Below are 25,975 nucleotides of genomic sequence, written 5' to 3' on the forward strand. Positions count from 1 at the left end.
CGGGCCAACGAACCCCATAAAAGCATGACGACAGATTTACTGGACCGCATTCAATCGCCGGCTGACCTCAAGCGCCTGGATCGTCGCGAACTGAAAAAGCTCGCCGACGAACTGCGTGGCTTCGTGCTGGAGTCGGTATCCAAAACGGGCGGTCACCTGTCGTCCAACCTGGGCACCGTCGAACTCACGCTGGCGCTGCATCAGGTGTTCGACACGCCGCATGACCGCATCGTCTGGGACGTCGGCCATCAGTCCTATCCGCACAAGATCCTGACGGGACGCCGGGCCGGCATGGCCAAGCTGCGCCAGCAGGGCGGCATCTCCGGTTTCCCCAAGCGCAGCGAATCCGAGTACGACGCCTTCGGCACCGCGCACTCGTCCACGTCGATCTCGGCAGCACTGGGCATGGCGGTCGCCTCGCGCAATGCGGGCGTGCAGCGCCAGCACATCGCGGTGATCGGCGACGGCGCCATGTCGGCCGGCATGGCGTTCGAGGCCATGAACAACGCGGGCGTCACGCCCGACATCAACCTGCTGGTGATCCTGAACGACAACGACATGTCGATCTCGCCGCCCGTGGGGGCGCTGAACCGGTATCTGGCGCGCCTGATGTCCGGACGCTTTTACGCCACGGCCAAGAATGTGGGCCGGGCGGTGCTGCAGCATGTGCCCCCGGTGCTGGAGCTGGCGCGCCGCTTCGAGGAACACGCCAAGGGCATGGTCACGCCCGCCACGCTGTTCGAGGAATTCGGCTTCAACTACGTCGGCCCCATCGACGGCCACGACCTGGACGCGCTCGTTCCCACGCTGCAGAACCTGAAGGCCCTGGAGGGCCTGCAGTTCCTGCACGTCGTCACGCGCAAGGGCCAGGGCTACAAACTGGCCGAAGCCGACCCGGTGCTGTATCACGGTCCCGGCAAGTTCGATCCGGCCGTCGGCATCCTGCAGTCCAAGGCGCCGGGCAAGCGCACCTTCACGCAGGTGTTCGGCAAATGGCTGTGCGACACGGCCCAAGAGGACGCGCGTCTGGTGGCCGTCACGCCGGCCATGCGCGAAGGCAGTGGCCTGGTCGAATTCGAACAACGCTTTCCGCAGCGGTATTTCGACGTGGGCATCGCCGAACAGCATGCCGTCACGTTCGCGGCCGGCGTGGCGTGCGAGGGGCAGAAGCCCGTCGTCGCCATCTACTCCACCTTCATGCAGCGCGGCTACGACCAGTTCATCCATGACGTCGCCCTGCAAAACCTGGACGTGACCTTCGCCCTGGATCGCGCCGGCATCGTGGGCGCGGACGGCGCCACGCACGCGGGCAACTACGACATCGCGTTCCTGCGCTGCGTGCCCAACATGGTGGTGGCCACGCCCTCCGACGAAAACGAAACCCGTCTGCTCCTGTCCACCTGTTATCAGTACCCGGGTCCGGCGTCGGTGCGCTATCCGCGCGGCGCGGGCTGCGGCGCGGCGGAAGCCGAGGCCCTGGATACCGTTGAACTGGGCAAGGGCATCGTGCGGCGCGAAGGCAAGAAGATCGCCATCCTGGGTTTTGGCACGCTGGTGCAGGCAGCGCTGGGCGCCGCCGGCAAGCTGGATGCCACCGTGGCCGACATGCGTTTCGTCAAGCCGATCGACCGCGACCTGATCCTGGATCTCGCGAGCCGCCACGACGCGCTCGTCACCGTGGAAGACGCCTGCATCATGGGCGGCGCGGGCAGCGCGGTGCTGGAAGTGCTGAGCGCGGCCGGCGTGCTGATCCCGGTGTTGCAACTGGGCCTGCCGGACGAATTCATCGACCACGGCGAACAATCGGCCCTGCTGGCCGGCCTGGGTCTGGACGCCGCCGGCATCGAGCAGTCGATCCGCGCGCGTTACGCCAGCCTGCTGGCCTGAGCCGGCTTCATGCTTGCGGCCGAGGGCGCGCGCCTTCAGCCGCAAGGATGAAACACACTGTTCCGGCCCCTCGGGCATGCGGGCCACAGGGTTACCGCTCCTGATCGCCTGCGGGTGGGCGATAATTAGCCCCTTTCAAGATAACTGGGCGGGTCGCTCCACGGCGCACCGGGCCCGGACAGGTAAGCCGAAATGAATTCTCCGATCGACCCCGCCATCGTGATGCCCGACGTCCAGAGCGCCACGGACACGCGGCATATCCCGATCCAGCGCGTCGGCATCCGCGGCGTGCGTCACCCCATGCTGGTTCAAAGCGGCGACGGCTCGGCGCAAGGCACGGTCGCCAACTGGACGCTGACCGTGGCCCTGCCGCCCGAAGAAAAGGGCACGCACATGTCCCGCTTCGTGGCCCTGCTCGAAAAATACCGCAGCACGCCCATGACGCCGGCGCTGTTCCGCACCATGGCGGTCGACATGCTGCCTCTCTTGCATGCCGAGCGCGGCGACATCACGGCTTCGTTCCCGTACTTCATCAACAAGTCCGCGCCGATCTCAGGCGTGCAGAGCCTGCTCGACTACGAGGTCCAGTGGATCGCGCGCGCACAGGCCGACCGGGTCGAGTTCGAGCTCGTGGTGCAGGTGCCCGTCACCAGCCTGTGCCCGTGTTCCAAGGCCATCTCCGAGTACGGCGCGCACAACCAGCGTTCGCACGTCACGGTCTCGGCCATCCTGAACGAAGACATCTCGATGGACGGCGTGATCCGCCTGATCGAAGACGAAGGCTCCTGCGAACTGTGGGGCCTGCTCAAGCGCCCCGACGAAAAGTTCGTCACCGAGCGCGCCTATGACAACCCCAAGTTTGTCGAAGACCTGGTGCGCGACGTGGCCGCCCGCCTGAACGCCCATCCCGGCATCGCGCGCTATCGCGTCGAGGCCGAGAACTTCGAGTCCATCCACAACCACTCGGCATACGCCGTCGTCGAAGGCTGAGCGCCGATGCGCCATCCGGCGGCCAGCGACTGGCCGCTCATTGCCGGCCTGCAGCAATGGGAAGCGCGGCTGGCCAGCAATCTGGCCAGCCGGGGCCGCCTTGGCGTGGCGCTGTACGAGTTCTTCCGCTTTGGCGTGAAGCAGGCGTGGGCCTGTCTTTTTGGCGGCCTGATGTGCGCGCTGCTGCTGGGCACGCACTGGTGGTATCCCAAGGATGCCGCACTGGCGCGCTACGACTTCCTGACGCTGGCGGCGCTGGGCATCCAGGCCGCGTTGCTCGCGCTGCGCATGGAAACCTGGAGCGAGGCCCGCGTGATCCTGATGTTCCATGTGGTCGGCACCTGCATGGAAATCTTCAAGACCGCCGCCGGCTCGTGGATCTATCCCGAGGCGAGCGTGCTGCGCATTGGCGGCGTGCCGCTCTTTACGGGCTTCATGTACGCCGCGGTGGGCAGCTATCTTGCCCGTGTGTGGCGCCTCTTCGACTTTCGCTTTCGGGCGCATCCGCCGCTGGCCGCGACGGTGGCGCTGTCGGTGCTGATCTACCTGAATTTCTTCGCGCACCACTATGTCTGGGACTTCCGGTGGGCGCTGTTCGCGATGACGGCCATGCTGTTCGCGCGCACGTGGGTGTATTTCCGGATCTGGCAGGTCTACCGGCGCATGCCACTCCTCTTGGGCTTCGTGCTGGTGGCGCTGTTCATCTGGTTCGCCGAGAACATCGGCACCTTCGCCAATGCGTGGCGCTATCCCAACCAGTCGCACGTGTGGCAGGTGGTGTCCATCGCCAAGCTGGGCTCGTGGTTCCTGCTGATGATCATCAGCTACGTCATGGTCAGCGCCGTGAACCGGCCGCGGCCGATTGGCCAGGCCGATCTGCCCGCCGCCGACGGGCAGGCGCCTGCCGGTAACGCGTCCCTTATTTCCTGAGCTTTCATCGGCTTGCACGGGATCGCTCAATCGGTGATAATCGAGAGCTTTCTTGCTCGACCGCCCATGGTTTTTGGGTAGCGGGCTGCCCCTTGCGGCGATCGTCGATGATCCTTGATCCACCCATGATGGAAAGCGCGGGTGCAAGACGAACTGCCAGCAAGACATCCTCAAGGAGTTTTACCCATGCGTCACTACGAAGTAGTGTTTATCGTTCACCCCGACCAAAGCGAGCAAGTGCCCGCCATGGTCGAGCGTTACCAAGCACTGGTCACGGGCCAAGGCGGCTCGATCCATCGCCTGGAAGACTGGGGCCGCCGTCAACTGGCCTACCCGATCCAGAAGCTCGTCAAGGCTCACTACGTCTGCCTGAACATCGAGTGCGGCCAAGCCACGCTGGATGAGCTGGAACACTCGTTCCGCTACAACGACGCCGTGCTGCGCCACCTGGTCATCAAGACCAAGAAGGCCCAGACCACCCCGTCGATCATGATGAAGTCGGTCGAGCGCGAAGAAGCCCGCAAGGCTTCGGCGGAAGCTGCCCCGGCTCAGGCCGAGTAAGCACGCTCACGCAGAGCTCATCGCATCAAGTCCCCTCGGTACCAGGCAGGATGAACAAGCTGGAACTCAGCGCACGCGTTCTCGAATGCGAGCCTTTGCGCCACACGCCCGCCGGTCTGCCAGCACTCGAAATGCTGCTGGCGCACGAGTCGGAGGTCATCGAAGCCGGCCACCCGCGCCGTGTCGAACTGACGATCGCCGCCGTGGCACTGGGAGATCTGGCGCTGCTGTTGAAGGACACCGCGTTAGGGTCCGAATTGCTGGTACAGGGGTTTTTGGCTCCCACCCGCAAGGACTCGGTGAAGATCAAGCTGCATCTGCAGCAGGCACGCAAGATCAAGGCAAGCGCCGGACGCGATCCGCAGGTGGCTTGAAGCGAATGAGACCCAGGGTGCGAGAGCGCCTTCTGAATACGGATAGGTTATGGGGAAGTGGGCAATGACCCAGTCCCCTCAAACATAAAGGCACATATCATGGCTTTCTTCGGAAAACGCAAAGAAAAACGCAAATTCACGCAGCAGAACCCGCTCTTCAAGCGTCGTAAGTTCTGCCGCTTCACCGCAGCCGGCGTCGAAGAGATCGACTACAAGGATCTGGACACCCTGCGCGACTTCGTGCAAGAAAACGGCAAGATCATCCCGGCTCGCCTGACCGGCACCAAGGCAATCTACCAGCGCCAGCTGGACACCGCCATCAAGCGCGCGCGCTTCCTGGCTCTGTTGCCTTACACCGACAACCACAACTAATCCGGGGCACTGAAATGCAAGTTATTCTGCTCGAAAAAGTCGTCAACCTGGGCAACCTGGGTGAAGTCGTGCGCGTGCGTGATGGCTACGCCCGCAACTTCCTGATTCCCCAGAAGAAGGCCCGTCGCGCAACCGACGCCGCCCTGAAGGAATTCGAAGCCCGCCGCGCCGAACTGGAAAAGGCCCAGGCTGAAAAGCTGGCCGCTTCCCAAGCGCTGGGCGAGCGCATGAACGGCTACCAGCTCAAGATCGTTCAGAAGGCCGGCGTCGACGGCCGTCTGTTCGGTTCGGTCACCAACGCCGACATCGCCGAAGGTCTGAAGAAGGCTTCGTTCGAAGCCGTCGAAAAGGCTCAGGTCCGTCTGCCCAATGGTCAGCTCAAGGCCATCGGCGAGTACCCGGTCCAGGTCGCCCTGCACGCCGACGTCGTGGTCGACATCACGGTGCTGGTCGAAGGCGAACTGTCCTGATCCGGCAGTCGCGGTAAAAAGAAGCCGGCCCGCGCGCCGGCTTTTTTTCTTTTCGCGGCAATGGGCCCATTTTCTGCTGAAGGGTGCGTGGCCCCACACCCTCGCTGTACGCTGTCATTCCCGAGGACCTCTTGACTCATCCGCCTGTCCACCACAACGCCCCGCCCGGATTGCGAGCCTGGCTCGACAGCGTGGATGCGTCGCGTGAACCTTCGGTGCGCGATGTGACGATAGATGGCGTGCGCTGCATCATCAAGCGGCGCCGGCCCGGCATCCTGCAGGGCGTGAGCTATGTCCTGCGCTACGTGCGCGCCTTGTTCCTCGCCGTGGGCTGCAAAGTTTTCCTGGGCGAGTTTCCGCGCCCCAGCGTGCTGCTGCGTAATGGCCTGGCCCACGAAGGGCAGCGTCTGGCGCAGTTGCTGCAAGCCGGGGCCCGTGTCCCCGAAGTCTGGTGGCGCGAGCAGAACCTGCTTGTGCTGGAGTTCGTGGGCGAAGACCTGGCCGATCTCATCCGCAACGAAGACTCCACCTCGCGCCTGTGGCTCACGCGCGCCGCCGCGGCCGACCTGGCCGCTTTCCATGTGCGCGGCATGTGGCATGGCGGGGCGCAGATCCGCAACGTGACGTTGCGCGATGGCGAGATCTGGCGCATCGACTTCGAGGAAAACATCGGCGCGACGCTGTCCCGGCCGCTTGCGCAAGCGTATGACCTGTTCCAGATGCTGGCCTCGCTGGTCTCCTTGCGTAAACTCGAAGACGACGACGCCAGGTCGCTGGGCAAGCTGGCGCTGGACGTCTACCTGGAGAGCAATCCGGATCCCGAAGTGCGCATCCGCTTGAAGCGGCTGGCGCGCGTGCTGTGCGGCATCGCCATGCCCCTGCGCCCGGTCCTCGCCCGCTTTCCCTCGCGCGATATCCAAGGGTTTTTCCGCGTCGCGGATATCCTGCAGCCGTTACTATTGAAGCCATGAACACACCCGCCGATTCCCAGCTCGAGTACCTGCGCGTCCCTCCCCATTCCATCGAGGCCGAGCAGTCGGTCCTGGGCGGACTGCTGCTGGACAACGCCGCATGGGACCGCATCGCGGACGTGCTCCTCGAAGAAGACTTCTACCGGCACGACCACCGGCTGATCTGGCACCACATCGCTCGCCTGATCGGTCTGGCGCGCCCGGCTGACGTCATCACCGTGCACGAATCCCTCGTCAGCGCGGGCAAGGCCGAAGAGTCCGGCGGGCTGGCGTACCTGAACGCGCTGGCGCACAACACGCCGTCCGCCGCCAACATCCGCCGCTACGGCGAGATCGTGCGCGAGCGCGCCATGCTGCGCAAGCTGGTGTCCATCGCCGACGAAATCTCTTCGGCCGCCATGAACCCGCAGGGCAAGGAAGCGCGCCAACTGCTGGACGAGGCCGAGTCCAAGGTGTTCAAGATCGCCCAGGAAGGCGCGCGCGGCGCCGCGGGCTTCCAGGAGATCCAGCCGCTCTTGACCCAGGTGGTCGAGCGCATCGACGAGCTCTATCACCGCGAGAGCACGTCCGACGTGACGGGCGTGCCCACGGGCTTTACCGACCTGGACAAGATGACGTCCGGCATGCAGGGCGGCGACCTCATCATCGTGGCGGGACGCCCCTCGATGGGCAAGACCTCGTTCTCCATGAACATCGGCGAACACGTCGCCATCGAAGAGGGCCTGCCCGTGGCGGTGTTCTCCATGGAAATGGGCGCGGTTCAGCTCGCCATGCGTATGCTGGGTTCCGTGGGGCTGCTGGACCAGCACCGCATGCGTACCGGCAAGCTGATCGCCGAAGACTGGCCGCGCGTCACCCACGCCGTGCAGCTCATGCAGGACGCGCAGGTCTACATCGACGAATCGCCCGCGCTCAGCCCGATGGAAGTGCGCGCCCGCGCACGCCGTCTGGCGCGCCAGTGCGGACAGCTCGGCCTCATCATCATCGACTACCTGCAGCTCATGTCGGGCAACGGCTCCGGCGAAAACCGGGCCACCGAAGTGTCGGAAATCAGCCGCTCGCTCAAGGGTCTGGCCAAGGAACTGAACTGCCCGCTGATCGCGCTGTCGCAGCTGAACCGAAGCCTGGAGCAGCGCCCCAACAAGCGTCCCGTGATGAGCGACCTGCGTGAATCGGGCGCTATCGAACAGGACGCGGACGTGATCCTGTTCATCTATCGCGACGAGGTCTACAACCCGGATTCGCCGGACAAGGGCACGGCCGAGATCATCATCGGCAAGCAGCGTAACGGTCCCATCGGCACGGTGCGCCTGACGTTCCAGGGCTCCAGCACGCGCTTCCTGAACTTCTCCGGCGCGCAGCCGCGGGACATGTACTGATCCTCTGGCGACAGCTGCCGCCCAATAAAAAAGCCGCGCAGTGTAAGCGCGGCTTTTTTCATTCTGGACAGCGATCAGTGCTGCGCATCCGGCCGCTTGCCGTAGCGGGCCGCCAGCACGCCGCAGACCATCAACTGGATCTGATGGAACAGCATCAGCGGCAGCACCACCGCACCCACGGCGTGGCCGGCGAAAAGCACCTGAGCCATCGGAATGCCGCTGGCCAGGCTCTTTTTCGAGCCGCAAAAGAGCAGCGTGATGCGGTCTTCGATGCTGAATCCAAAAATCCTGCCGGCCAGGGCCGACAGGCCCAGCGCCAGCGCCAGGATCACGCCGCAGCAGACGACCAGGCCAACCAGCGCGGGGATGGGAGTGCTGCTCCACAGGCCTTCGTTGATGGCTTCGGAAAATGCCGTGTAGACCACCAGCAGGATCGAGCCCTGGTCGACGAATTTGAGCATGGCCTTGCGCTTGTGGACCCAGGCGCCGATCCAGCGCCGCGCGAACTGGCCCAGCACGAACGGCAGCAGCAGTTGCAGCATGATCTTGCCGACCGCATCGAACGAGATCGGCGCGCTGCCGGCGTTGGCCACGACCGTGCCAACCAGCAGGGGCGTGAGAAAGATGCCAAGCAGGCTCGACGCCGACGCGCTGCACACGGCGGCCGGGACGTTGCCGCGCGCCATGGACGTGAACGCGATGGCCGATTGCACGGTGGCCGGCAGGCAGCACAGGAACAGGATGCCCAGGTACAGCTCGGGCGTGACCAGCGGCTCGAGCACCGGCTGCAGCGCCAACCCCAGCAGCGGGAACATCAGGAACGTCGCCGAGAAGATGGTCAGGTGCAGCTTCCAGTGCGTCAGGCCCGCGATGATGGCCTCACGGGAAAGGCGCGCCCCGTGCAGGAAGAACAGCAGGCCCACGGCCACGTTGGTGATCCAGCCGAACACGACGACGCCTTGCCCGTGCGCGGGCAGGAAACTGGCGATGATGACGGTGCAGATCAGGTAGAGGGTGAAGCGGTCTGGCAGGAGTCGAACGAGGCGGGACATGGGAAGGGAGGGAAGAACGGAAAGCGGTGGCGCAGGGCGCCGGAAACGGGGCGTATTGTAGACCCGGCGCGCGGCGGGGCCGTGGCGCGGCCGCGCGAATCGTCCGCGCGCTGAGGCAACCGGCGGCTTTTTACGCGCTCAGGGCGTCATCGCGAGCGCGAGGTCGAAGGCCGCGACCAGGGAGGCATGGTCGGCCAGACCCTTGCCCGCGATGTCGAACGCGGTGCCGTGGTCAACGCTGGTGCGCACGAAGGGCAGTCCGACGGTGACGTTCACGCCATGATCCAGGCCAAGGTACTTGACCGGGATGAGGCCCTGGTCATGGTATTGCGCCACGACGATGTCGAATTCGCCGCGGCGGGCGCGCATGAAAATGGTGTCGCCCGGCCAGGGGCCGCTCGCATCGATGCCTTCGGCGCGGGCGGCAGCGATGGCCGGCTCGATGATGTCGACGTCTTCGCGGCCGAACTTGCCGCCTTCGCCCGCGTGCGGATTCAGTCCCGCGACGGCGACGCGCGGCTGCGCGATTCCCATCTGGCGGCAGGCGTGGTGCGCCAGGCGCATGGCAGTCAGCTCGGATTCCGGGGTGATGCGCGCCATGACATCGGCCAGCGCGACGTGGATCGTCACCAGCAGCACGCGCAGCTCATCATTGGCCAGCATCATCGCGAAATTCTGCGTGCCGGAGCGGTCGGCCAGGATTTCGGTGTGGCCCGGAAAATCGATGCCGGCCTCGTGCATGGACTTCTTGTTCAGCGGCGCGGTGACGATGGCGCGGATGCGTCCGGCGAGCGCATCGTCGATGGCGGCGCAGACGTAATCGTAAGCCGCGCGGCCGGCCAGCGCGCTGACCCGTCCCAACGGCAGGTCCGCCGGCAGGGCGGGGCTGCACGCCACCACCTGGATGCAGCCGGCATCGGGCCGAGCCTGGCCGATGTCGGCGATCTCGACGATGTCCAGGCGGGCGCCAAGCTGCGCGGCCGCCTGGCGCAGCGCACCCGCGTCGCCATACACCACACAGGGCGCGCCCAAGCCCTGCGCGCAGGCCTTGACGACGATTTCGGGACCGATGCCGGCGGCATCGCCCATGGTGATGCCCACGGGCAGAAGAGTATTCACGATGCAGGCAGAGAGAGGGGGAATGCGGAAATGCTACACCCGAAGCCGGACGGCGCCGGGGGCATCTACTGGGCGGCGGGCTTGGGCGGGTCGATCGGCGCGCATTCGAAGGTGACCGTGGCGCGCTTGGAGCCCAGCCCGGTGGCGTGGTTGGACGTCACGCTGGGTTTGACCAGTTTGCGGCCAAGCGACTGGCAGTATTCGTCCGCGCGCTCCAATGTCTTGATCTTGATCTCGACCCAGCTCAGCAGTTGCGTGCCGGAGCTGTAGGTGACGCTGTATTGGTCTTTTTCGAGGGGCTTGACCTCGCTCATGCTGGAACACGCGGTCAACAGGACGAGGAGGGCGGCGGCAGGGGCAAGGCGAGCAAGCATGAAAAATCCAGGATTCGCGACAGGCTCCCATTACACCACCATGTTGCGCCCGCCGGAAAGACAGTCCGGGCAAAGGCCGCCGGTCAGGGCGCGGCGACCGCGCTGCGCCGGTCGACCTTGCGGCTGAGCACGATCGAGGTTTGGGTCTGCTTGACGCCGTCGATGAGCCCGATGCGGTCCAGCAGCGCGTCCAGCTGCTCATGGGTCTCGCAGCGCAGGAAGATTAGGTAATCGTAGGGGCCGCTGACGGAAGACACCTCTTCGACCTCGGGCATCTTTTCCAGCTCGCGGATCACGGCCGCCGGCGTCTTGGGCAGCACGCTGATGAAGCAGTAGGCCCGCACCGCTGCCTCTTCCAGCAGCCGGCCCAGGCGCACGCCATAGCCCGCGACGATGCGCTCGCGCTCGAGCCGCGCGATGCGCGCCACCACGGTGGTTCGCGCCAGGCCAAGCTTGCGCGCGAGGATGGCGGCCGGTTCGCGCGCATTGGCCTGCAGCAGGCTCAGCAGTTGCCGGTCGATGGCGTCGAGTCGTTCGTTCATGCGGTGGGCGATGGCGTCGGGCGGATGGCGAAGTGGCGACGGTACAGGCGCCGGCCTGCCCGCGTCAATGTGGCGGGGTTAGCCGTCGGACTCGGGCGGAATGCCGCCGTGATAGATGCGGCCGTCGAACTCGAAGCGCGTGATCGTTTTCTGGGCTGCGTCGAAGATGCGGTCGCGGCTGGCGTCGTCCAGGCCGTCGTGGTCCGCGAAGCTGAAGCGGCACAGGTCGATGTCGCTGTCATAGAACGCGCTGTGCACGAAACGGCTGACATCCGCCTCATGAGCGAAATGCGCGAATTCACGCAGTTGCTCCATTTCGTGGAACGAGCCGTTGCGGCTGACCAGCAGCATGCCGAACTTGCGCTCTTCGTCCGCCATGGGTTCGGGCGGCGGCGGCGCGTCGCCAGCGTGCGGATCCTGGCAATCGAAGTGCGCGCCGGCCTCGCGCATGGCGGCCAGCACGCGCTGCCATTCGGACTCCTGCAGCGTCAGGCGCGCCATCATGTAGAACAGCCGCTGCCGGCCCAGCGTGCGCGGCTCGGCGCCGCCGACATAACTGGGCCAGGGCGTCGATGCGTCCAGCCCGGCCAGTTCGGCCATCTTGCCATCGCTGTAACCTAGCCTGTCCTGCAGCCGTTGCAGCGACTGGGCGCTGGGCGGGACGTAATTCTGGATCGTTTTCATGAGCGCGCTCCGGTTGTGCCGGGCGTCTGAAGGCAGCGCCGGCGGCGTGCGCCGCGGTGCCCTTGCGGCTACGCTTCATGCTAGCGCCGACCCCCGTGCTTGCCTAGCCGCGGCAGGGGGTACGCCTCGTGCGGCCCCGGCCCGACGCGCGCGGGCGCCATGCTAGGATTTGCGCCAAATTTCATTGCCAGGAGGCTTTACATCATGGATATCCAGGAACAGATCGCCGTCGTCGTGCACACCATCTCGCATCAGGGCGGCCGCATCGATGCGCTCAATGCCACGCTGCTGTCGGTGCTGCAATTGGTGAAGAGTTCGCCGGGGCTGCGCGAGGCCATCGAGGCGCAGCTCGAACAGAACTATTCCAGCCTGCTTGCGCGCTCGGAGAACCCGCAATACGTCGCGGGTTTCGAAAGCGTGCGCGACATGGTCGTGACGGCCTTGAAGTGATGTGCGCGGCGGCAGTTACCCACAAGTTCTGTGGACAAGCCTTGGGATAGTGCGGGCATAGATGCCCAAATTCCTTTAATTACAACGGCTTGCGCGGAGCGGTCAAAAGCGGCTCCCTGGCGCATGCGCGGTGCGCAGCCGGACGGCCGCCACGACGGGCCAAGCCCGGGTAATATGCGGCCCCATGCGGAATCAGTATTCATTGGAAGGCCGGAGCCACGCCCTCGCGGCGCGCGTTTCGGAAGCGGCAAAACTGGCGGCGTTCGACCCCGGCAAGCTTTCCCCCGAGGCGAGGGAAAGCTGGGAGCGCATGGGCCACGGCTTCAAGGCGTGGCACGACTTCGACCAGCGCCACCCGATCCTGCGCCGCCTTGCGCGGCTGCCGGTCATCGGCGCCCTGTACCGCAAGGCGCGCCGCCGCCATGTGCAGCGGGCCAGCGGCAAGCTGGTCTTCTGAGCGCCGGCCGCTATCCGCGGCGGCGCGCATGAAGCCGATACGCCAGCCACACCAGCACGCCTAGCGCCGCCGCGACGGCCAGCTTGGTTTCCACGCCGTGCAGGCGGCCCAGCAGCGCCTCGATCGTCCGTCCGAACACGAAGCCCAGCAAACTGAAGCAGACCGCCCAGATCATGGCCGCGATGGCGTTCAACACCAGGTAACGCAGGGCCGGCACCTTGGATATGCCGAGCGCCACGGGGCCGACCGTGCGCAAGCCATACAGAAAGCGCAGCGCCAGGATGAAACCGTTGGGATACCGGTCGATGGCCGACAGCGCCCTGTGGAACGCCGGCTTGGCGCGGATGCGCTGCACGTAGCGGTGGTCTCGGTAGCGGCGTCCCACGTAGAACAGCACCTGATCCGCCAAGAACGAGCCAGCGAACGCGCAGAGCATGACGTAGGGCAGGTGGAATAGTCCCTGGTGCGCCAGGAAGCCCGCAAACACCACCACGCTTTCGCCTTCCAGGAAGGTTCCGCCCAGCACGGCCCACAGGCCGTAGTCCGCGATGAATTGATGCAGTGCCGCGTTCATCCTGTCCTTTCTTCAACGATGCGCGCGAGCGCCACCAGTGCGTGTGAGACTTCCGGGGTGATGCGTTGCCCGCAACTGATACGCAGGAAGTGGTCGTAGCGGGCGCCATTCGAAAACATGGCGCCGGGCGCCACGCGTATGCCTTGCCGCAATCCGGTCTCGAAGACGTCCATGCCGGACACGCCCGCGGGCATTTCCACCCAGAGCAGCATGCCGCCTTGCGGCACGCTCAGCCGCGTGCCGCGCGGGAAGTGCGCGGCGATGGCCTCGGCGGTCAGGTCGCGCTGTGTCTTTAACTCGCGGCGCAGCCGGGCCAGGTGGCGGTCGTAGGCGCGCGACCCCATGAACTCCGCCACTGCGATCTGGGCCAGCGGTTCGTTGGGGCGGCTTTGCGCGAACTTGAGCATGGCGATCCGGGCTTTCCAGCGGCCGCCCAGCAGCCAGCCCAGCCGCATGCCCGGCGCCAGCGTCTTGTGCATCGAAGAGCAATAGATGACGTTGCCGGTGGCATCCCAGGATTTGGCGGCCGCCAGCGGCGTGTCGTCGTCGGTCAGGGCGCCGTAGGTGTCGTCCTCGATGAGCGGCACCTGTTGGCGCTCACACAGGGCCACCAGCCGCGCCTTGTGCGCGTCGGGCATCACGCAGCCCAACGGGTTCTGGAAGTTCGGCACCACAACCACGGCGCGGATGTTGCCGTGGGTCTGGAAGGCCAGGTCCAAGGCTTCGATCGACAATCCATGCTGCGGGCTGGTGGGGATCTCGAGCGCGCGCATTCCCAAGCTTTCCAGGATCTGCAGCAAGCCAAAGTAGGCGGGCGACTCCACCGCGATGGTGTCCCCGGGCCGGGCGACGGCGCGCAGCGCCAGATTCAGGGCTTCGATGCAGCCATGCGTGACGATGACGTCGTCCGGCGTCGCGTTGATGCCATTGGCCAGCGCCCGGCGGGCCAGCACCCCGCGCAGGTCGGGATGCCCTTGGGGCGGCACCGGGCTGACCAGCACCTCGGGCGATTGCCGCAGCGCCCGCGTCATTGCCTGCTTGAGCGCCTCCATGGGATACGCCTGCGGCACGGCCGCAGCCAGGGCGAAGTTGGCGCTGACAGGGTGGGCCTCGCACTTGGCGATGAAGTCCGAGACGCGGTCGTGGATGCCGACATACTGCGCCGCGCCGAGCGTCTGGCGGATGTCCGGCTCGGACACGGGTGGAATGCTGTTGCGGCGGGGTTTGAGGACAAAGTAGCCGGAGCGGGGGCGGGCCTCGATCAGGCCATCGTCCTCGAGTTGGCGGCAGGCCTGCAGGGCCGTGGACAGGCTGACATGATGCGTGCGCACCAGCGTGCGGACGGACGGCATGCGCTGCGCGGGGGCAAGCACGCCGGTCTGGATGGCGCGCCGGTAGTGGTTGGCCAGGCGAAGGTACAGCGGTTGGGGTTCCATGCGCCGATCTTGCTCCCCTGCGTTGGGCCGTGGGTAGGCACAGATGAGGGCAAAGTACACCATAACAGCGACAAAATCGAGCCTCTGCATCGGTACAGAAAGCCGATTTGTGTGGCTGTTGCGCAAAGCAGCGCGCGCGTAGCCTGTCATGGTGCTTCTGGAGACCATCATGACCCCGCAATCCACCCCCGACTTCCCAGGCCAGCGCCTGGATCTTCCCGCCGGCGCCAGCCGGATGTTCGTGCTGCGCGCAGGCGCCGCCGTCGTCTGCACTGAAGGCAGCGTGCGCGTCGAAGAGGGCGCAAACGGCCTGGAAGCCGCGAACGGTCTGCATCGCATCGTTCCGGTTCGCCTGAACGCCGGGGAGGTTCACGGCGTGACGAACGGGGGCGCGGTGCGCGTGAGCGCGCTGGGCGGCGCACAGGTGATATGCCTGGATGCCGAAGGCCGTTTGCCTTCGGTCCTGCGCCGGGCAGCGGGCTTTTTTCATCGTTTCGTGTCGAAAAACGGAAACATTCGCCTGGGTGCGCTGCACAAGATTTCAAAATGATGTATGATTCACACATCAGACGCGGGGTGGAGCAGTCTGGCAGCTCGTCGGGCTCATAACCCGAAGGTCGTAGGTTCAAATCCTGCCCCCGCAACCAGTTTCAAGCAGTACCCGGTCTTGCAAGCGGCGCGTTTTACATGCCCCGGCAAGTCCACAGCAAAAAAGCCGCGACGCCGTCGCGGCTTTTTTTCGTCTGCCGATTGCGCTGGGTCATGCCACGCGTGCGTTCGGAGTTTCCCCGATAGCCGCGCCCGGACACGGCCGCCACCCTGCGCTACCATGGGTCACGCGCGCTACATTGCCGCACAAAAGGAGTGTCCATGGGAACCGCAAAATACGATCATCCCGGCTACGTTGCTGATACGGGCGCTGAGGGCAAGTACCACGTGGGCATCTGGTGCCCGCACGGGTATCCCGCCCACATCCATATCGGCCGTCCGGCCGACCGCGGCGATCCCCATGCCTTGCTGAGACTGCGCATTCCCGACGGCGTCTTCCAGTCGCTGCCGGACGACCCCGAAACCCTGTGCCGCCGCGCGCTTGGGCAGGCGCTGGATGCCGGGCTGCTGCGCACGGTCGCCGTCGATGGCGAGTACCAGGAACTGCGTTTCCAGCTGGATGCCGAGCCCTGGTCCGGCCCGATGCAGGCGGCCGAGCGCGCCTGATTCCTGTCTGAATTGCCGCGGCAGTTACCCACAGGGATTGTGGAAAACCCTTGGGATAGCTGCTGCGTATATGCAATTTCTCTCGCAAAAACATGGGCTTGGCGTCGGCGGTCAAGAAGTGGCCGCCGTTGCGCTTTCCGGGCAGTCAAAGCGGGCGATCCCGCTGCCAGCCGGCGCAGCCATGAGACAATCTGCGTCCCCACGGCCCGACGTCCGAACGTCATCTTCGTCCCGGTTTTCTCCCGAATGCGTTCCGCTTTTCCCCTTCCGCGTCCTGTCACCAAGGCGACGGCGCCATGAGCCTGTCCGCCAAACGCGTTGCCATCATCGGAGGCGGCCCGGCCGGCCTGATGGCCGCCGAAAAGCTGAGCGAAGCGGGCGCGCAGGTCGACGTTTTCGACGCCATGCCCTCGGTGGGGCGCAAATTCCTGATGGCGGGACGGGGCGGCCTGAACTTGACGCACAGCGAGCCCGCCGAGCCCTTTCTTGCCCGCTACGGCGATCGTGCCCCTGTCGTGCAGCCGTGGCTGCAGAAGATGGGCGCCGCCGCGCTGCGTGAGTGGGCTCACGCGTTGGGCATCCAGACCTTCGTGGGTTCATCGGGCCGGGTGTTTCCCCAGGAGATGAAGGCCGCGCCGCTTTTACGCGCCTGGCTCGCCCGGCTGCGCGGACAGGGCGTGCGCTTTCACATGCGGCACCGCTGGCTCGGCTGGCGCGGCGGCAAGCCCGGTGTGGACGCGTTGTGCTTTGAGACGCCCGCCGGCCAGACGCAGCATGCGGCGGATGCCGTCGTGCTGGCGCTGGGCGGCGGCAGCTGGGCCAAGCTGGGATCCGATGGCGCCTGGGTGCCGCATCTCCAGTCGCACGGTGTGCCGGTTGCGGCATTACGGCCCGCCAATTGCGGGTTCGACGTCGCATGGTCCGATCACTTCCGCAGCCGCTTTGCCGGTCAGCCGGTCAAGTCGGTGTCCATGGCCTGCGGCGGACTTCGCCGCCAGGGCGAGTTCGTCGTATCGGAAACCGGGATCGAAGGCAGCCTCGTCTATGCCTTGTCGGCCCCCCTGCGGGACCGGATCGACACCGGCGGCAGCGCCGTGGCCTTGCTGGACCTTGCGCCGGACTGGCCACACGAGAAGGTGATGGCCGCAGTGACGCATCCGCGCGGCGCGCGCTCGATGTCGAGCCACTTGCAAAGCCGCCTGGGGTTGACGGGCGTGAAGGCGGGCTTGCTCAGAGAGTGCGCCAGTGCCGACGACTTCAAGGATCCGGAGCGGCTGGGCCAGCGAATCAAGGCCTTGCCCTTGACTCTCCTGCGGCCTCGTCCGATCGACGAAGCGATCAGCACCGCAGGCGGGGTGGCATTCGACGGGTTGACCGCCGGGCTGATGCTGAAAGCGGTGCCCGGCGTTTTCTGCGTGGGGGAAATGCTGGATTGGGAAGCGCCGACAGGCGGCTACCTGTTGACGGCCTGCATGGCCAGCGGCGTGGCCGGCGCGGCAGGCGTCATGGAATTCCTGAATCCGCAATCCTGAACCGGCAGTCCTCTGCGGACTGCCTGGCAAGCGGCGATCAGGAGCCCGTCGTGTGCGGGGCCATGCCGACCGGCGCGCGGGGCGCCAGATCGCCGACCACGTGGCCGACCACGGGCGGCCCGCCCTCGGGCTGCGAGATGATGCCGATCACGCGGGTGATGGCGCTGGCGGGAATGGTCGTGCCGTGCGCGGGATCCTGCACCAGTTGCCAGATCGTCGCGTTGCCCATGCCGGTGTCGCCTTCGGTCAGGTCCAGGTTGTCCAGGCAGTTACGCGCAAAGGAAGACCAATCGGAAGCATTGCAGGGCAGGCCATGCGACGTGGCGAGCCGGGCCAGGGCCAGCGGCGCGTCGGCCTGGCTGGCGGCATGCTGAGCGGCGGTGCCCAGCGTCACGTCCAGGGAAAGCAAGCGGAGAAACTCAACAACGTTGTCCGTGCTCATCTTGTGGTCTCCTTCCTTTGGGGGCTGCTCTGTTCGATCGCAGGGGGTGCCAGTTTCCGGGGAGTCATCCCGGTCACTGTCCCAGCATCGACACCAGCGACTGCTTCAGACGCGGCGAAAAAATCGGCACCGTGTGCGATACGCCGCTGCGGTCGATGCCTTCCTTGAGTTGGACTGACTGCCCCTGGAATATATCCGGGGCAGCGGAAATTTCGTTGTACCGCGCCAGCAGCTCATTGACCTGGGCCTGCGCGTCTGCCAGCGTGCTGCTGTCAGCCAGCTTGCCGGCGGCATGCGCCTGCAAAATGCGATGCAGATCGTCAATGAACAGCGCCAATGCGGCCTGCCCACGGCATTGAGGCTGTTGCCAGCCCCAGCCTTGCGGACCGGCGCCAGCGGGTTGCGATGCTTGTGTCTTCGTCATGTGCGCATCCTAATCCATTGGCGGCAAATACGCGACAGCCGAGAATGCCTCGCAAATGTCACCGGCGGGTAAGGGGGGTGACGGTTTCTTGGCAGCGTTGTTACAGGTGGCGCGCTCGTGTCACGCAAAAAACGGGGCCTTTGAGGTATGCTGGGTTTCGTTTTTTCCATGCCCAGACAGGAGATGTCTTATGAAGAACAGAGTCTTTCTCGTCATGATGCTTTCGATTGCTGCGCTGACGGCCGGGTGCAACACGGTCGCTGGGGCCGGTAAGGATATCCAGCGAGGCGGGGAAAAGATCGAGGGGGCCGCGGAAAAGCGGTAGTGCGTCTGGCTCGCCGCCGTTCGGGCGGCGCAAGGCCACGCCAGAAGTGCCACGAGATTGGCATTTCCAGCGTGGCCTTTTTGCTGCCGCTGGCATAATCGCGGAAGTCCGAATAGCAATGGCGGGAAGAATCATGCGCAAGTCTGTATGGGTGGGTGTCGCGTTGGCGGCTACGTTGGCCGGATGCGCCAGCACCGGCGTCTACGAGTCGGAAACCGCAAAAAAAGAAACCTTCAGCGTCGACACTAACTACCAGGCGGCCTTCCGCCGCGCCGGCGAATACGTGCGCACCTGCCACACGCAGGTCAGCCATCCGTACGGCGTCTCCTATGCCTGGCGCCACACGCTGGGCCAGAAGGGCGCGCCGGACGAGATCCAGCTCTACAAGGTCGGCCAGCCCGCGACGGTGCTGGAATTGATTTCCGCGGAACCCGCAGGCCCTGCCAACGCGAAGGTGACCGTGACGGTCCTGGGCGAAGGCCGGTGGGACGAAGCCGAAATCGCGGCGGCGCGCAAGTCGATCCAGAGCGCGACGCCGATCTGCCGTAGCGCCAGCGGCGGCTGATACATGGATCCCCGCGCCCAGCAGATCCGTGCCAACGGCCTGTCGTTCGCGCTGCTGGCAGGCGCGTTCCGGTTCCTGGGGTGGCTGAACGGCGCGGCCGCCCTCGTCCTGGTGGGTTTTTCGCTGGGCATCGTGGGCGGGGACATTGCCGCGCCCGACCTCCAGATTCCCCTCATCCTTTTTCTGGGCGGCCTCATGTTGGCTTGCCTGGGTGTGGCGTTTGCCTACCTTGCGCAGGTCAGCCTGTTGCGGCAAGGCTACAACGGCCATCTGACGCGCGGTCATTGGCCCGCGCAGTTGCTGGCGCTACTTTGCTATGTGGCCAGCGCGCTGGCATTCTGCGGCGCCTGCTGGTTTGCGGCGGCGCAGGCCGTGACGGACACCCCAAAGGCGGCGGCTTACGCACAGCGTTAAAACGCGGGTAAACCCGTATGCGCAAAAATATTGGACTTGTGTAGACGTACGGAATAATATGCGCACTGCGTATATAACTCCTCTTCTTGGGGCCTGTCATGAGCATCTCCCAGCAAGCCTTTCTGCGCGACGCCATGCGCCGCCTCAATCTCACCCGCGACGTGTTCGCCACCCGCATCGGCGTCAAACGCCGTGCGCTGGACACGTGGCTGTTGCCTGAAGGCTCGCAGGAGTTCCGGGCCATGCCGGAAGTGGTGCAGCGGTTCGTCAGCGAAATCGTGCAAAACGGCGTGCTGCTTGAAAAATATACGCAAAGCGTACAAGACGGCCCCTTGCGTGACCGCATTGCCGTCGAAGGCAAGAATCAGCTGCTGTCGGTGGACCAATTCACCCGCGATTCCGTCGAAGACCTGTTCCGCGTCGCCGACATGATGCAGCCCATTGCGCGCCGTCAGAAGGTGTCGCGAGTGCTGGAAGGCGCCGTGCTGGGCAACCTGTTCTTCGAGGCCAGCACCCGCACCCGCGTGAGCTTTGGATCCGCGTTCTGCCGCCTGGGCGGGTCGGTGTGCGACACGACCGGCTTCACGTTTTCATCGATGGCCAAGGGCGAATCCATCTACGACACCAGCCGCGTCATGAGCGGCTACGTGGACGCCATGGTCATCCGCCATCCCGACCAGGGTTCGGTCGCGGAATTTGCGCGTGCGACGAACATTCCCGTGGTCAATGGCGGTGACGGCCCCGGCGAGCACCCCAGCCAGGCGCTGCTGGATCTGTACACGATCCTGACCGAGTTCTCGCGCCTGGGCAAACTGCTGGACGGCGCGCACATCGCCATGGTCGGCGACCTGAAGTATGGCCGCACCGTGCACTCGCTCATCAAGCTGATGGCGCTGTACAAGAACGTGAAGTTCTCGCTGATCTCGCCCAAGGGCCTGGAGATGCCGACCTACATCGTCGAGCAGGCCAGCCGCAACGGCAACATCATCGAGCAGAAGTCCTCGCTGGCCGAGGGCCTGGCGGGCGCCGATGTCATCTACGCGACGCGCGTGCAGAAAGAGCGTTTCGCCAACGAAGAAAACGAAGGCTATACGCCCGACTTCCAGGTCAACCGCGCCATCATCGACGCCTACTGCAGCCCCGAGACAATCGTGATGCACCCGCTGCCGCGCGACAGCCGTCCGGGCGCCAACGACCTGAGCGTGGATCTGAACCACGATCCGCGTCTGGCGATCTTCCGCCAGACCGACAACGGCATTCCCATCCGCATGGCGATCTTCGCGGTGTTGCTGGGCGTCGAAGGCCTGGTGCAGCATTCGCTGCGCGATGTGACGTGGCAACATCCGTCGCATGTCGGTCCCGACGATTCGGTCTTCCACGGCCTGGATTGAGGCCAGACGCCCGTGGCGGCGCCGCGAAAGCGGTCCCGTCACGGGGAATTCAAGCATAATCCGCGCTGGTTTTACGGGCGAGTGCCGCTATCAGGCGCGCACGCCGTTCTTGGGCGGATGATCTTATGTCTTCGAGCAGTTCCGATGTTCCTCCTGCCGCGGCCACCGCCGATGCAGCCAGCGGCCAGGCGTGCTACCTGAGCGCCTCCAATGCGCAGGCCTGGGAGGCGGTCTATCAATCGGTCGACGCCAATACGCGCGGCCAGGTTGCGGCACTGGTGTCCGACCATGCCGCGCAACTGGTGGATGCCTTCTATTCCACCTTGCTTGCCGATGCCGAAGCCGGCCCGCGGCTCTCTCACGAAATCGTCTCGACCCGCCTGCACCGCGGCATGACGCATTGGCTGAAAGGCCTGCTCTGCGTGCGCGAGCAAGGCGATATCGACGTGCTGATGGCCACGCAGAAGAAGGTCGGCGAGGTTCACGCGCGCGTCCATATCCCGATCCATCTGGTGATGGCCGGCGCCCGCATCCTGAAGAACGAAATCGCGCAGCGCCTGCGCGCCGGCGGCCTGGAAGGCCAGGCGGCGTCCGTGGCAACGCAGTACGTGTGCAATCTGTTCGACCTGGCCATCGAACAGATGAGCCGCGCGTTCATGCGCGACATCAATCGGGGCGCCCGCAACGACGAGGCCTATCGCCTCTTTGCGTTGGGCCAGAACATTTCGACCGAACGCGAGCGGCAACGCGCCGCCTTGCTGGAATGGAGCCAGGCGGTGCTGATCGGCCTGCATTACCGCACGCCGGAGCAGGCGCTGCCGCGGCTGGCCGCCTCGGAGTTCGGACTCTGGCTGCAGCACAAGGGCGCGGTGCTGTTCGAAAGCGCGCCGGCGCTGCGGCAGATCGTCGAGGCCGTGGCGCGGCTGGATGACACGGTGCTGCCGGGGATGATGCAAAGCGCCAGTCAGGCGCCGGAATCGCTGCCCAATCAGGTGCGCGAACTGCAGGAGCTGGTGGCGCGCATCAAGCATCTGCTCAACGGCCTCTTTGACATGGTGGCCGAGATCGAAAGCGGCAGCGATCCGCTGACCAACGTGCTCAACCGCCGTTTCCTGCCGTCCGTCATCGGCCGCGAGATCTCGCTGGCGCAACGTCAGCGGTCAAGCTTTTCGGTGCTGTTGCTGGACATCGATCACTTCAAGGCCATCAACGATGCGCACGGCCACGCGGGCGGGGACCAGATCCTGCGCCAGTTTGCCGAAGTCGTGCACCAGACCTGTCGATCCAGCGACTTCGTGTTCCGTTATGGCGGCGAGGAATTTCTTGTCGTGCTGGTGGACACGGGGCCCGGCGCTGCGCTGGCCGCCGCCGAAAAGCTCAACGCCGAGATTCGCCGGCATCGCTTCGTGATCGCCGAGTCCGGCGCGATGCATGTGACAGCCAGCATCGGCGTGGCGACCTTCGACGGCCATCCCGACTACGCCTACCTGATCGATCGCGCCGACAAGGCGCTGTACAAGGCCAAGCAGGCCGGCCGCGACCGCAGCGTCGAGGCATGAAAAAGGGCCGCTCGACAAGAGCGGCCCCCGGAGTTGCTGCCGGGTAAGGGCGGCTTAGATCTTCTTTTCGCCGCCCAGCGCTTCGACCAGTTCGGCCATCATCTTGGCCAGTTCGCCGGTCATCAGCATCATGTCGGAATCGAACTTTTCGTCGTCGTTTGCGGCCACGCCTTCGTTGCCTTCCTTCAGCACGTCCAGCGGCGCCACGCGCTTGACGTCCAGGCCTTCGGTCAGGACAAACGACACGCGGTCGGCCCACGTCATGGCCAGGCGGGTGCACTGCTTGCCCGACTGGATGTGACGGCGCACGTCGTCAGCGTCGATGGAGTGCTTTACGTAGCGGATCGCGGCGCCGCTTTCACCGGACGAGCGCAGTTCGGTGTCCTGGTCGATGGTGAAGTTGGTGGGCGCTTCGTCCTCGGCCAGCCAGCCGGTCATGGCAGACGCCGGCGATTGGGCGACGTACAGGTTTTCGAGCGGGAACGGATCGACGCACTTGGCGAGCAGGCCGATGACTTCGTCGGCCTTGGCCGAAGCGGCCGCGTCAATGACGAGCCAATTGTTCTTCGGGTCGATCCACACGCGCGTGTCGCGATAGACGCTGAAGGCGCGCGGCAGGAGCTCGTCCGTGACGCGCTCCTTGATTTCCTTCATCTGCTTGCGGCCAGGCTTGTAGCCTTGCTGCTCTTCGATTTCCTGGGCGCGCGCCTTGGCGACCTGGTTGATGACGGTGCCCGGCAAGAGTTTCTTTTCAGCGCGCAGGCTGAGCAGGATCTGGCCGTTCACTTCGTGGGCCAGGCCGCCGTTCTCGCGCGGGGGCACCCAGCCCAGGCTTTGCATTTCGAGGTTGTTGCCGGTCTGGTAGGCATGGCGCGCCAGCGTTTCTTCAAGCTGCTCGCCGGTCAGGGTCCAGGGCGAGGAGAGGCGGTAAATCTTGAGATTCTTGAACCACATGAGCGTCGGCCAAAAGGGTTGATTCTATACGACGCGGCGGCTTTGCCGAAGGGGGCAGGCACGCTGGCAACAGGCGACACGTTCTGTCACTGACAGGGGGGAGCCTATCCGGTAATGTCCCGCGCACCAACGTGAGATTGGAGTGAAAAGATGAAAATCATTGGCGCGATCCTCATTGTCCTGGGCGTGGTTGCCCTGGCCTATAAGGGCTTTAGCTATAAGTCCGAAGAAACGGTTCTGCAGATCGGATCTGTGAAGGCCACGGCGGAAACCGAGAAGTCGGTGCCCATCCCGACGTGGGCAGGCATTGCCGCGATCGTGGCGGGTGTGGTCGCCATCGGCGTGGGCATGCGTCGTTGATATGAGCCGGCCGCAAGGCCGGCCGTGCAGCATGAAGAGGGCGGTCGCGCTGCGGCCGCCCTTAGTCTTTTGCGGGCCGCCGCAAAAAAAGCGGCCCGGCTCAATAAAGAGTCGGGCCGGTACGGGAGCACGCAATGCCGCGTCATAAAAGGCTCGCGGGGAACGCGGCATTGGTGTCAGATCAGCAGCCCTGCAATCGTCTGACAGGGGGATCAATCGTCAGGCAATCTTGCGCAAGGCCGTAATCTGAGCGCTCAGTCTACTGGCGCAGGTCTGACATGGTCCTGAAAGTGCGGCACAAAAAAAAAGCTCCGCGAGGAGCTTTTGAAAGGCCGGGCAGGCGCAGCAGTCCCGCCCGGCGGGGGATGGTTTGTCAGGCGTTGATGTCGTTGTCCTTGGATTCGCGCACGAAGAGCGTGCCGACCACCAGGGTCATGACGGCGATGATGATCGGATACCACAGGCCGTCGTAGATGTTGCCGGTGGCCGCGACCACGGCGAATGCGACCGGAGGCAGGAAGCCGCCGAACCAGCCGTTGCCGATGTGGTAGGGCAGGCTCATCGACGTGTAGCGGATGCGCGTCGGGAACATCTCCACCAGCATGGCGGCGATCGGACCGTAGACCATGGTCACGTACAGCACCAGGATTGTCAGCAGCACCACGACCATCACGGTGTTGGTCTGGGCCGGATCGGCCTTGGCCGGGTAGCCGTGGCTACGGATCGAGGCGGTCAGCGTCTTGTCGAGTTCGGCGACCTTGGCCTTGAACTCGGCCGGCGCCAGCGAACGGCCGTCGAACGAGGTGAACTCTTCATTGCCGATCTTGACGCGGGCCACGGAACCGGCCGGAGCCGCTTCGTTGCGGTAGTTCACCGAGTTGCGGGCCATGAACGACTTGATCACGTCGCAAGAGCTGGTGAACGAGGCCGTGCCCACAGGGTTGAACTGGAACGAGCAGGTGCTCGGATCCGCAATCACCGTGACCGGGGCGGTGGCCTGCGCCTTTTCAAGCGCCGGGTTGGCGAAGTGGGTCAGGCCCTGGAAGATCGGGAAGTAGGTCGCCGCGGCGATCAGGCAGCCCGCCATGATGATGGGTTTGCGGCCGATCCTGTCCGACAGCGCGCCGAAGATCACGAAGAAGGGCGTGCCGATCAAGAGGGCGATGGCGATCAGGATGTTGGCGGTGTTGGCGTCGACCTTCAGCGTCTGCGTCAGGAAGAACAGCGCGTAGAACTGGCCCGTGTACCAGACCACGGCCTGGCCGGCGGTCAGGCCCAGCAGCGCCAGCAGCACGACCTTCAGGTTCTTCCATTGGCCGAACGATTCGGCGATCGGCGCCTTCGAACCCTTGCCTTCTTCCTTCATGCGCTTGAAGGTGGGGGACTCGTTCAGTTGCAGCCGGATCCAGACCGAGATGCCCAGCAGCACCACCGAGATCAGGAACGGAATGCGCCAGCCCCAGGCCTTGAAGTCGTCTTCGCCCATGAACGTGCGGATGCCCAGGATGACCAGCAGCGACAGGAACAGGCCCAGCGTCGCGGTGGTTTGAATCCAGGACGTGTAGAAGCCGCGGCGGCCGTGCGGGGCGTGTTCGGCGACGTAGGTCGCCGCGCCGCCGTATTCACCGCCCAGCGCCAGGCCTTGCAAGAGGCGCAGGACGATCAGGATGGCGGGAGCGGCCAGGCCGATGCTGGCGTAGCTGGGCAGGATGCCGACCAGGAACGTCGACAGGCCCATGATCACGATCGTGACCAGGAAGGTGTATTTGCGTCCGACCAGGTCGCCCAGGCGGCCGAACACCAGCGCGCCGAACGGCCGCACCGCGAAACCCGCCGCGAAGGCCAGCAGCGCGAAGATGAAGCCCGCGGTCGGGTTCACGCCGGAAAAGAAGTGTTGGGCAATGATGGCTGCGAGCGAGCCATACAGGTAAAAGTCGTACCACTCGAACACCGTGCCGAGCGAAGACGCGAAGATGACCTTGCGCTCCTCCTTGGTCATCGGACGCGGATCCGCGGATGGACCGCGGCCTGCCATGGTAGTTGTGCTCATGATGTCTCCTCGTTTTTAGGCCGGCGGTTTTCCGCCGTGCTTGACCCTCCGCCGGCGCGGCCGACATCGAGCTAAGCGTCACATTGGGGCGCGACGCTGACGAGGTTCTGACGGGACCCTTA

At 65.1% G+C, this 25,975-nt stretch carries 31 protein-coding genes and 1 tRNA gene; 21 read left to right on the forward strand and 11 right to left on the reverse strand.

The genetic code is table 11. The features are described 5' to 3' along the window. Nucleotides 1-24 precede the first annotated feature (24 nt). The 9 genes from dxs (at nucleotide 25) to H4P35_RS07555 (ending at nucleotide 7,934) form a co-directional block, all read left to right on the forward strand. Nucleotides 25-1,887, forward strand: coding sequence for a 1-deoxy-D-xylulose-5-phosphate synthase (gene dxs, locus H4P35_RS07515; RefSeq protein WP_175156236.1), 1,863 nt, complete (start codon nucleotides 25-27; stop codon nucleotides 1,885-1,887). Nucleotides 1,888-2,079: 192 nt separating this feature from the next. Continuing rightward, entirely contained in the window at nucleotides 2,080-2,877 is a 798-nt protein-coding gene (folE2, locus tag H4P35_RS07520) for a GTP cyclohydrolase FolE2 (RefSeq protein ID WP_226848553.1), read from the forward strand. Between the two features lie 6 nt (nucleotides 2,878-2,883). Beyond that, nucleotides 2,884-3,807 carry a DUF817 domain-containing protein gene (locus H4P35_RS07525; protein WP_180099160.1) on the forward strand — a complete coding sequence of 308 codons (924 nt, stop codon included), beginning with the start codon at nucleotides 2,884-2,886 and terminating at the stop codon, nucleotides 3,805-3,807. A 186-nt stretch (nucleotides 3,808-3,993) separates the two neighbouring features. Then, on the forward strand, nucleotides 3,994-4,368 hold the full coding sequence (gene rpsF, locus H4P35_RS07530) for a 30S ribosomal protein S6 (protein WP_056322467.1): 375 nt from the start codon (nucleotides 3,994-3,996) through the stop codon (nucleotides 4,366-4,368). A gap of 50 nt (nucleotides 4,369-4,418) precedes the next feature. Then, nucleotides 4,419-4,742, forward strand: coding sequence for a primosomal replication protein N (gene priB, locus H4P35_RS07535; protein ID WP_056322469.1), 324 nt, complete (start codon nucleotides 4,419-4,421; stop codon nucleotides 4,740-4,742). 99 nt (nucleotides 4,743-4,841) lie between these two features. After that, the gene (gene rpsR, locus H4P35_RS07540; RefSeq protein WP_006218308.1) at nucleotides 4,842-5,114 is read left to right on the forward strand and encodes a 30S ribosomal protein S18; all 273 of its coding nucleotides are present in this window, start codon (nucleotides 4,842-4,844) and stop codon (nucleotides 5,112-5,114) included. Nucleotides 5,115-5,128: 14 nt separating this feature from the next. Next, on the forward strand, nucleotides 5,129-5,584 hold the full coding sequence (gene rplI, locus H4P35_RS07545; RefSeq protein WP_056322471.1) for a 50S ribosomal protein L9: 456 nt from the start codon (nucleotides 5,129-5,131) through the stop codon (nucleotides 5,582-5,584). Between the two features lie 131 nt (nucleotides 5,585-5,715). Beyond that, nucleotides 5,716-6,555, forward strand: coding sequence for an RIO1 family regulatory kinase/ATPase (locus tag H4P35_RS07550; RefSeq protein ID WP_062838664.1), 840 nt, complete (start codon nucleotides 5,716-5,718; stop codon nucleotides 6,553-6,555). Continuing rightward, a complete protein-coding gene (locus H4P35_RS07555) occupies nucleotides 6,552-7,934 on the forward strand; it encodes a replicative DNA helicase (RefSeq protein ID WP_056322477.1) in 1,383 nt (460 codons plus the stop codon). The genes H4P35_RS07550 and H4P35_RS07555 overlap by 4 nt, the downstream gene beginning before the upstream one ends. A 74-nt stretch (nucleotides 7,935-8,008) precedes the next feature. Here the strand turns inward: H4P35_RS07555 and H4P35_RS07560 are convergent, their stop codons facing one another. From H4P35_RS07560 to H4P35_RS07580, 5 genes are all read right to left on the reverse strand, one after another. Continuing rightward, nucleotides 8,009-8,986 carry a bile acid:sodium symporter family protein gene (locus tag H4P35_RS07560; RefSeq protein WP_152383818.1) on the reverse strand — a complete coding sequence of 326 codons (978 nt, stop codon included), beginning with the start codon at nucleotides 8,984-8,986 and terminating at the stop codon, nucleotides 8,009-8,011. A 138-nt stretch (nucleotides 8,987-9,124) separates the two neighbouring features. Next, nucleotides 9,125-10,105, reverse strand: a complete 981-nt coding sequence (pdxA, locus tag H4P35_RS07565; protein WP_152383819.1) for a 4-hydroxythreonine-4-phosphate dehydrogenase PdxA — start codon at nucleotides 10,103-10,105, stop codon at nucleotides 9,125-9,127. Between the two features lie 65 nt (nucleotides 10,106-10,170). Beyond that, nucleotides 10,171-10,479 carry a hypothetical protein gene (locus H4P35_RS07570; RefSeq protein WP_056322482.1) on the reverse strand — a complete coding sequence of 103 codons (309 nt, stop codon included), beginning with the start codon at nucleotides 10,477-10,479 and terminating at the stop codon, nucleotides 10,171-10,173. Between the two features lie 83 nt (nucleotides 10,480-10,562). Further along, the gene (locus H4P35_RS07575) at nucleotides 10,563-11,021 is read right to left on the reverse strand and encodes an Lrp/AsnC family transcriptional regulator (RefSeq protein ID WP_056322485.1); all 459 of its coding nucleotides are present in this window, start codon (nucleotides 11,019-11,021) and stop codon (nucleotides 10,563-10,565) included. A 78-nt stretch (nucleotides 11,022-11,099) separates the two neighbouring features. Next, the gene (locus H4P35_RS07580; RefSeq protein ID WP_056322487.1) at nucleotides 11,100-11,705 is read right to left on the reverse strand and encodes a hypothetical protein; all 606 of its coding nucleotides are present in this window, start codon (nucleotides 11,703-11,705) and stop codon (nucleotides 11,100-11,102) included. Nucleotides 11,706-11,909: 204 nt separating this feature from the next. Here H4P35_RS07580 and H4P35_RS07585 point away from each other — a divergent pair, with 204 nt between their 5' ends. Further along, nucleotides 11,910-12,155 carry a hypothetical protein gene (locus H4P35_RS07585; protein ID WP_056322490.1) on the forward strand — a complete coding sequence of 82 codons (246 nt, stop codon included), beginning with the start codon at nucleotides 11,910-11,912 and terminating at the stop codon, nucleotides 12,153-12,155. Between the two features lie 184 nt (nucleotides 12,156-12,339). Continuing rightward, a complete protein-coding gene (locus H4P35_RS07590) occupies nucleotides 12,340-12,612 on the forward strand; it encodes a hypothetical protein (RefSeq protein WP_152383820.1) in 273 nt (90 codons plus the stop codon). A 10-nt stretch (nucleotides 12,613-12,622) separates the two neighbouring features. On the opposite strand, the gene H4P35_RS07595 is transcribed toward H4P35_RS07590, so the two are convergent. Both H4P35_RS07595 and H4P35_RS07600 read right to left on the reverse strand, forming a co-directional pair. Then, the gene (locus tag H4P35_RS07595; protein ID WP_152383821.1) at nucleotides 12,623-13,186 is read right to left on the reverse strand and encodes a DedA family protein; all 564 of its coding nucleotides are present in this window, start codon (nucleotides 13,184-13,186) and stop codon (nucleotides 12,623-12,625) included. Continuing rightward, the gene (locus H4P35_RS07600; RefSeq protein ID WP_062838669.1) at nucleotides 13,183-14,622 is read right to left on the reverse strand and encodes a PLP-dependent aminotransferase family protein; all 1,440 of its coding nucleotides are present in this window, start codon (nucleotides 14,620-14,622) and stop codon (nucleotides 13,183-13,185) included. The genes H4P35_RS07595 and H4P35_RS07600 overlap by 4 nt, the downstream gene beginning before the upstream one ends. A gap of 169 nt (nucleotides 14,623-14,791) precedes the next feature. Between H4P35_RS07600 and H4P35_RS07605 the strand changes: the two genes are divergently transcribed. The 4 genes from H4P35_RS07605 to H4P35_RS07620 all read left to right on the forward strand — a co-directional run bounded on the left by H4P35_RS07605 (nucleotide 14,792) and on the right by H4P35_RS07620 (nucleotide 17,369). Continuing rightward, a complete protein-coding gene (locus H4P35_RS07605; RefSeq protein ID WP_226848554.1) occupies nucleotides 14,792-15,172 on the forward strand; it encodes a hypothetical protein in 381 nt (126 codons plus the stop codon). Between the two features lie 20 nt (nucleotides 15,173-15,192). After that, nucleotides 15,193-15,269 (forward strand) — tRNA-Met (locus tag H4P35_RS07610). Nucleotides 15,270-15,492: 223 nt separating this feature from the next. Then, entirely contained in the window at nucleotides 15,493-15,837 is a 345-nt protein-coding gene (locus tag H4P35_RS07615) for a hypothetical protein (RefSeq protein ID WP_056322501.1), read from the forward strand. Between the two features lie 296 nt (nucleotides 15,838-16,133). Further along, nucleotides 16,134-17,369 (forward strand): TIGR03862 family flavoprotein, encoded by a 1,236-nt coding sequence (locus H4P35_RS07620; RefSeq protein ID WP_226848555.1) that lies wholly within the window; start codon nucleotides 16,134-16,136, stop codon nucleotides 17,367-17,369. A gap of 37 nt (nucleotides 17,370-17,406) precedes the next feature. Here the strand turns inward: H4P35_RS07620 and H4P35_RS07625 are convergent, their stop codons facing one another. Together H4P35_RS07625 and H4P35_RS07630 are read right to left on the reverse strand one after the other, a co-directional pair. Continuing rightward, the gene (locus tag H4P35_RS07625) at nucleotides 17,407-17,811 is read right to left on the reverse strand and encodes a hypothetical protein (protein WP_056322507.1); all 405 of its coding nucleotides are present in this window, start codon (nucleotides 17,809-17,811) and stop codon (nucleotides 17,407-17,409) included. Nucleotides 17,812-17,884: 73 nt separating this feature from the next. After that, complete coding sequence (locus H4P35_RS07630; protein WP_056322508.1) at nucleotides 17,885-18,235, reverse strand: hypothetical protein; 351 nt, start codon at nucleotides 18,233-18,235, stop codon at nucleotides 17,885-17,887. A gap of 190 nt (nucleotides 18,236-18,425) precedes the next feature. Here H4P35_RS07630 and H4P35_RS07635 point away from each other — a divergent pair, with 190 nt between their 5' ends. The 5 genes from H4P35_RS07635 (at nucleotide 18,426) to H4P35_RS07655 (ending at nucleotide 22,489) form a co-directional block, all read left to right on the forward strand. Beyond that, nucleotides 18,426-18,560, forward strand: coding sequence for an entericidin A/B family lipoprotein (locus H4P35_RS07635; RefSeq protein ID WP_056322511.1), 135 nt, complete (start codon nucleotides 18,426-18,428; stop codon nucleotides 18,558-18,560). 133 nt (nucleotides 18,561-18,693) lie between these two features. Then, nucleotides 18,694-19,125: a BPTD_2524 family lipoprotein gene (locus H4P35_RS07640; protein ID WP_056322513.1), complete on the forward strand. Its 432-nt coding sequence runs from the start codon at nucleotides 18,694-18,696 to the stop codon at nucleotides 19,123-19,125. A 3-nt stretch (nucleotides 19,126-19,128) separates the two neighbouring features. Continuing rightward, complete coding sequence (locus H4P35_RS07645) at nucleotides 19,129-19,539, forward strand: hypothetical protein (RefSeq protein WP_056322516.1); 411 nt, start codon at nucleotides 19,129-19,131, stop codon at nucleotides 19,537-19,539. Nucleotides 19,540-19,637: 98 nt separating this feature from the next. Further along, nucleotides 19,638-20,930: an aspartate carbamoyltransferase gene (locus H4P35_RS07650; RefSeq protein ID WP_056322519.1), complete on the forward strand. Its 1,293-nt coding sequence runs from the start codon at nucleotides 19,638-19,640 to the stop codon at nucleotides 20,928-20,930. A 125-nt stretch (nucleotides 20,931-21,055) separates the two neighbouring features. Next, nucleotides 21,056-22,489 (forward strand): diguanylate cyclase, encoded by a 1,434-nt coding sequence (locus tag H4P35_RS07655; protein ID WP_226848556.1) that lies wholly within the window; start codon nucleotides 21,056-21,058, stop codon nucleotides 22,487-22,489. 54 nt (nucleotides 22,490-22,543) lie between these two features. Here the strand turns inward: H4P35_RS07655 and H4P35_RS07660 are convergent, their stop codons facing one another. Further along, nucleotides 22,544-23,443, reverse strand: coding sequence for a recombination-associated protein RdgC (locus H4P35_RS07660; RefSeq protein ID WP_062838487.1), 900 nt, complete (start codon nucleotides 23,441-23,443; stop codon nucleotides 22,544-22,546). 150 nt (nucleotides 23,444-23,593) lie between these two features. Between H4P35_RS07660 and H4P35_RS07665 the strand changes: the two genes are divergently transcribed. Further along, complete coding sequence (locus H4P35_RS07665) at nucleotides 23,594-23,803, forward strand: hypothetical protein (protein ID WP_056322527.1); 210 nt, start codon at nucleotides 23,594-23,596, stop codon at nucleotides 23,801-23,803. A gap of 373 nt (nucleotides 23,804-24,176) precedes the next feature. On the opposite strand, the gene H4P35_RS07670 is transcribed toward H4P35_RS07665, so the two are convergent. Then, nucleotides 24,177-25,838 (reverse strand): MFS transporter, encoded by a 1,662-nt coding sequence (locus H4P35_RS07670; protein WP_062838486.1) that lies wholly within the window; start codon nucleotides 25,836-25,838, stop codon nucleotides 24,177-24,179. Between the last annotated feature and the right edge of the window lie 137 nt (nucleotides 25,839-25,975).

This window comes from Achromobacter sp. 77 (assembly GCF_020541125.1).
Classification (GTDB): domain Bacteria; phylum Pseudomonadota; class Gammaproteobacteria; order Burkholderiales; family Burkholderiaceae_B; genus Achromobacter; species Achromobacter mucicolens.